The sequence below is a fragment of the Streptomyces katrae genome, from assembly GCF_000966975.1.
Lineage (GTDB): Bacteria > Actinomycetota > Actinomycetes > Streptomycetales > Streptomycetaceae > Streptomyces > Streptomyces katrae.
In genome coordinates, this window is record NZ_JZWV01000070.1 from 1 (window position 1) to 5,366 (window position 5,366).

Annotated in this window: 7 protein-coding genes and 1 pseudogene; all 8 read left to right on the forward strand. The window is 71.5% G+C overall.

Features of this window, described 5'->3' with window-relative positions:
* Positions 1–296 (forward strand): annotated as a pseudogene (locus tag VR44_RS03810) (ATP-dependent DNA helicase RecG); the annotation flags it as partial.
* 72 nt (positions 297–368) lie between these two features.
* Entirely contained in the window at positions 369–947 is a 579-nt protein-coding gene (gene rsmD, locus VR44_RS03815; protein WP_045945918.1) for a 16S rRNA (guanine(966)-N(2))-methyltransferase RsmD, read from the forward strand.
* A gap of 14 nt (positions 948–961) precedes the next feature.
* Positions 962–1,441, forward strand: coding sequence for a pantetheine-phosphate adenylyltransferase (gene coaD, locus VR44_RS03820; protein ID WP_045945919.1), 480 nt, complete (start codon positions 962–964; stop codon positions 1,439–1,441).
* A gap of 113 nt (positions 1,442–1,554) precedes the next feature.
* Complete coding sequence (locus tag VR44_RS03825; protein ID WP_045945920.1) at positions 1,555–2,640, forward strand: DivIVA domain-containing protein; 1,086 nt, start codon at positions 1,555–1,557, stop codon at positions 2,638–2,640.
* A 110-nt stretch (positions 2,641–2,750) separates the two neighbouring features.
* Complete coding sequence (locus VR44_RS03830) at positions 2,751–3,419, forward strand: YceD family protein (protein WP_045945921.1); 669 nt, start codon at positions 2,751–2,753, stop codon at positions 3,417–3,419.
* A 2-nt stretch (positions 3,420–3,421) separates the two neighbouring features.
* The gene (rpmF, locus tag VR44_RS03835) at positions 3,422–3,595 is read left to right on the forward strand and encodes a 50S ribosomal protein L32 (RefSeq protein WP_003965982.1); all 174 of its coding nucleotides are present in this window, start codon (positions 3,422–3,424) and stop codon (positions 3,593–3,595) included.
* A gap of 19 nt (positions 3,596–3,614) precedes the next feature.
* Positions 3,615–4,424, forward strand: a complete 810-nt coding sequence (rnc, locus tag VR44_RS03840) for a ribonuclease III (RefSeq protein WP_045945922.1) — start codon at positions 3,615–3,617, stop codon at positions 4,422–4,424.
* Between the two features lie 169 nt (positions 4,425–4,593).
* Positions 4,594–5,366 (forward strand): bifunctional DNA-formamidopyrimidine glycosylase/DNA-(apurinic or apyrimidinic site) lyase (gene mutM / locus VR44_RS03845; protein WP_045945923.1); only part of this gene is annotated, 773 nt, incomplete at its 3' end.

Here is a 5,366-nt window from a genome sequence, read left to right on the forward strand (position 1 = left end):
GCCCCGCCCGTGCCCGGCTCGCCGCCGTCGCCGCCACCCTCGACGGCTTCGAACTCTCCCGGATCGACCTGGAGCAGCGCCGCGAGGGCGACGTCCTCGGCCAGGCCCAGTCCGGCGTCCGCTCCTCGCTGCGCATGCTCGCCGTCATCGAGGACGAGGAGGTCATCGCCCAGGCCCGGGAGGAGGCCACCCGCGTCGTCGCCGCCGACCCCGAACTGGAGCACCTGCCCGGACTGCGCACCGCCCTCGACGCCCTGCTGGACACCGAGCGGGAGCAGTACCTGGAGAAGGGCTGAACGGCACGACCTATCGTGGGAGGCCAGAACGGAGGCCCCGGCCTCCCCCACCGCCCCAGAGAAGGACCCCAGATGACCCGCGTGATCGCCGGCACCGCCGGCGGGCGGCGGCTGGCCGTGCCGCCCGGCACCGGTACCCGCCCGACCTCCGACCGGATGCGCGAAGGGCTCTTCTCCACCTGGGAGTCGCTCCACGGCGTCGAGGACTCCCGGGTCCTCGACCTCTACGGCGGCTCCGGCGCCGTGGGCCTGGAAGCCCTCTCCCGCGGCGCCGCCCACACCCTCCTCGTCGAGGCCGACGCCAAGGCCGCCAAGGCCATCCGGGACAACATCAGGACCCTGGGCCTGCCCGGCGCCGAGTTCCGGGCCGGCAAGGCCGAGCAGGTCGTCGCGGCCCCCGCGCCGGGGGACCCGTACGACATCGTCTTCCTGGACCCCCCGTACGCCGTCGAGCACGGCGATCTCGGCGAGATCCTGCTCACACTCCGCGCCAATGGCTGGCTCACCGACGACGCCCTCGTCACCGTGGAGCGCAGCACCAGGAGCGGTCCGTTCCCGTGGCCAAAGGGGTTCGAGCCGCTGCGCTCGCGCAAGTACGGCGAAGGCACCCTTTGGTACGGTCGCGCCGCCTCCACCAGCGAAGAGTCATGAACGAGGGAGTTCAGTTGCGCCGCGCGGTCTGTCCGGGATCCTTCGACCCCATCCACAACGGGCACCTCGACGTCATCGGACGCGCCTCCAGGCTCTACGACGTCGTGCACGTCGCGGTGATGATCAACCGGTCGAAGCAGGGCCTGTTCACCGTCGAGGAGCGGATCGAGATGATCCGCGAGGCGACCGCCGACTACGGCAACGTCGAGGTCGAGTCCTTCCACGGGCTGCTCGTCGACTTCTGCAAGGAGCGGGACATCCCCGCCATCGTCAAGGGCCTGCGCGCGGTCAGCGACTTCGACTACGAGCTCCAGATGGCCCAGATGAACATGGGCCTGTCGGGCGTCGAGACGCTGTTCGTCCCGACCATCCCGACGTACAGCTTCCTGTCCTCCTCGCTGGTCAAGGAGGTCGCGGCCTGGGGCGGCGACGTCGCCCACCTGCTCCCCGAGCACGTCCACGCGGCGCTGATCGAACGGCTGCGCGCCAAGTGAGCCCGTGGCCGGGGGACCGAGGTTCCCCGGCCGGTCCCGCGCGTCCCCCCGGTGGGCCTACAGTCGTCCCGTCAGCCCGAGACGCAGTCCAGGCACAGAGAGCGCGAGCCCCCATGGACGTACAGAAGAAGCTGGACGAGATCGTCGCGGCCGTCGGCGGCGCCCGGTCGATGCCCATGTCGGCCTCCTGCGTGCTCAACCGCGCGGAGCTCCTCGCGCAGCTCGAAGAGGTGCGCCAGGCCCTGCCCGGCTCGCTGGCGCAGGCCCGGGAACTCATCGGCGGCCGGGACCAGATGGTCGAGGAGGCCCGCCGGGAGGCCGACCGGATCATCGCGTCCGCCCACGCCCAGCGCGGCTCCCTGATCTCCGACACCGAGATCGCGCGCCGCTCGCAGGACGAGGCGGACCGGATCCTCGCCGACGCCCGCCGGGAGGCCGCCGAGATCCGGGCCGAGGCCGACGACTACGTGGACAGCAAGCTCGCCAACTTCGAGGTCGTCCTCAGCAAGACCATCGGCGCCGTGGACCGCGGCCGGGAGAAGCTGCTGGGCCGCGGCCCCGGCCTGGACGACCGGGGCCACGACGACAGCGGCGCCCCCGAGCCCAGCCCCGACCCGCTGGCCCGGCGGGAGCAGGCGGACGCGTACGTGGACGCCAAGCTGGCCACCGTCGAGGCGGTGCTCGCCAAGACCCTGGAGGCCGTCGGCCGGGGCCGCCAGAAGCTGCTGGGCCGGGTGCCCACCGACGACCTCGGCGCGCACATGGCCGCCCAGGACGCGGCGGGGGACCAGCAGGTCCGCCCGTCCAGCGACGCGGAGTTCCTGGCCGGGCTGGCCGAGCCCGAGCCGCCGGTGGTCCCCGCCCAGGCGGCGCCGGTCTACGAGGACTACACCGCGGCGGCCTACGCCGTGCCCTACCCGGCGCAGCAGCAGGTCCAGCCGCCCCAGCAGGACGGCTACCCCGGTGCGGGCACCGGCTCCACCGGAGCGGCTTACGCCGCGGCCTACACGGACCCCTACGCGGGCTACCAGCAGCAGGACCCGTACGGCGGCTACGCCCAGCAGCACGACCCGTACGCCGCCTATCAGCAGCCCCAGCAGGCCCACCACCCGCAGCAGCCGGCGCTCGACGAGACCAGCTTCTTCGACACGAGCATGATCAACCTCGATCAGCTGCGCCAGTACGAGCAGGGGCGATAGGCCGGATTGGGCTCAGAGCGAAGCGCCGGGTATCCTGGCTGTTCGGTCGCGCGTATGCGCCGCGATCCATGCTGCCCTAGAGCAGCGAAATCTTTGATCTTCAGCGATCTGTGAAAGCAGGAACGGCCCTGAACACCCGCCTCGACCACCGCAACCCCCTCGTGTTCGACACGCACGAGCTGGGTCGGCGTCCTGGTGCCATGCAGCGGCTGTCCCGTGAGATCGAGGCGCCGGCGGACTTCGGTCTCGTCGACGTCATCGGAGTGCCGGAAGGCGCCCCGCTGAAGATCGAGCTCCGCCTGGAGTCGGTCATGGAAGGGGTGCTTGTCACAGGCACCGTCCGTGCAAAGGCCGTGGGGGAGTGCGTAAGGTGTCTGGAGACCGTCGAGCGCGAGCTCAAGGCGGACTTCCAGGAGATGTTCTCGTACCCTGACGCCGACGACCGGGGCCGCCCCAAGGCGGAGCCGGCCGACGACGCCGAGGACGACGAGGACATGCTCTTCCTCGAGGACGGATTGTTCGACCTCGAACCCGTGCTGCGCGATGCGGTGGTGCTCGCACTGCCCATGCAGCCGGTGTGCCGGGAGGACTGTCTCGGACTGTGCCCCGATTGCGGGGTCAGCCTGAACGACGACCCGGAGCACCACCACGACGCCGTCGACATCCGTTGGGCGGCATTGCAGGAACTCGTCGTGACCGATCAGGACGACGAGAAGGACAACATGAGCGGCACTGCATCTGACGGAGTTCAGAGCGCCGCCGAGAAGCAGGAGAAGTAGCCGTGGCTGTTCCGAAGCGGAAGATGTCGCGCAGCAACACGCGCCACCGCCGGTCGCAGTGGAAGGCTGCGGTCCCCACCCTGGTTTCGTGCGAGCGTTGCCAGGAGCCGAAGCTCCAGCACATCGCGTGCCCGAGCTGCGGCACCTACAACAAGCGCCAGGTCCTCGAGGTCTGAGCGGCTGGTGAGAGGCGCAATGTCTGAGCTGTCCAACGCTGAGAAGCAGGCAGACAGTAACAACGCGGCCTCGTCCCACACGCTTCTGGAAGGGCGGCTCGGGTACCAACTCGAGTCCGCCCTTCTGGTGCGTGCGCTGACCCACCGTTCGTACGCGTACGAGAACGGCGGTCTGCCCACCAACGAGCGGCTGGAGTTCCTCGGGGACTCCGTCCTGGGCCTGGTGGTCACCGACACGCTGTACACCACCCACCCCGACCTGCCGGAAGGCCAGCTGGCCAAACTGCGGGCCGCGGTGGTCAACTCGCGTGCGCTGGCGGAGGTCGGCCGCGGCCTCGACCTCGGCTCCTTCATCCGGCTCGGCCGGGGCGAAGAGGGCACGGGCGGCCGGGACAAGGCCTCCATCCTCGCCGACACCCTCGAAGCGGTGATCGGCGCGGTCTATCTCGACAAGGGCCTCGACGCGGCCTCGGAGCTGGTCCACCGGCTCTTCGACCCGCTCATCGAGAAGTCCTCGAACCTCGGCGCCGGCCTGGACTGGAAGACCAGCCTCCAGGAGCTCACGGCCGCCGAAGGCCTCGGCGTGCCCGAGTACCTGGTCACCGAGACCGGTCCGGACCACGAGAAGACCTTCACCGCTGCCGCCCGCGTCGGTGGTGTCTCGTACGGCACCGGCACCGGCCGCAGCAAGAAGGAAGCGGAACAGCAGGCGGCGGAGTCCGCGTGGCGCGGGATCCGTGCCGCCGCGGACGAGCGGAAGGCCGCCGAAGCGGCGTCCGCCGCGGCCGACGGGGCTTCGGCCCCGGCCGACCCCGCGACGAAGGCCTGACCGGCGCTTCCTTCGGGTACGTCCCGCCCGCTCCTGCCACCGGCAGGGGCGGGCGGTCCCTTTTCCGGGCGGGGCCCCTGCCGTGCCGGGCCGCCGGGTAGGCTCGCGGCAGAGCCGGACGCCCGCGGTGCGGCGTCCCGCGAAGCCCGCTTTTCCCCGGAGGAACACCGTGCCCGAGCTGCCCGAAGTCGAAGTGGTGCGGCGGGGCCTGGAACGCTGGGTGGCCGGGCGGACCGTCTCCGCCGTGGAGGTGCTCCACCCGCGGGCCGTGCGCCGGCACCCGGCGGGCGGGGCCGACTTCGCGGCGCGGCTGGCGGGCGGGACCATCGGGGTACCCCACCGGCGCGGCAAGTACCTGTGGCTGCCGCTGGAGGGCCAGGAGCTCTCCGTCCTCGGCCACCTCGGGATGAGCGGGCAGCTGCTGGTGCAGCCGGCCGACGCGCCCGACGAGAAGCACCTGCGCATCCGGGTCCGCTTCGCCGACGACGCCGGGACCGAGCTGCGCTTCGTCGACCAGCGGACCTTCGGCGGGCTCTCCCTGCACGAGGTAGTCGCCGGCAGCGAGGAGGGGCTCCCGGACGTCATCGCGCACATCGCCCGCGACCCCCTGGACCCCCTGTTCGACGAGGGCGCCTACCACCTGGCGCTGCGTGCCAGGCGGACCACCCTCAAGCGGGCCCTGCTGGACCAGTCGCTGATCAGCGGGGTGGGCAACATCTACGCCGACGAGGCCCTGTGGCGCGCGAAGCTGCACTACGAGCGCCCCACCGCGACCCTCACCCGCCCCCGGAGCACGGAACTCCTCACCCATGTGCGGGAGGTCATGAACGCCGCGCTCGCCGTGGGAGGGACCAGCTTCGACAGCCTGTACGTCAACGTGAACGGCGAGTCGGGCTACTTCGACCGGTCCCTGGACGCCTACGGGCGGGAGGGCGAGCCCTG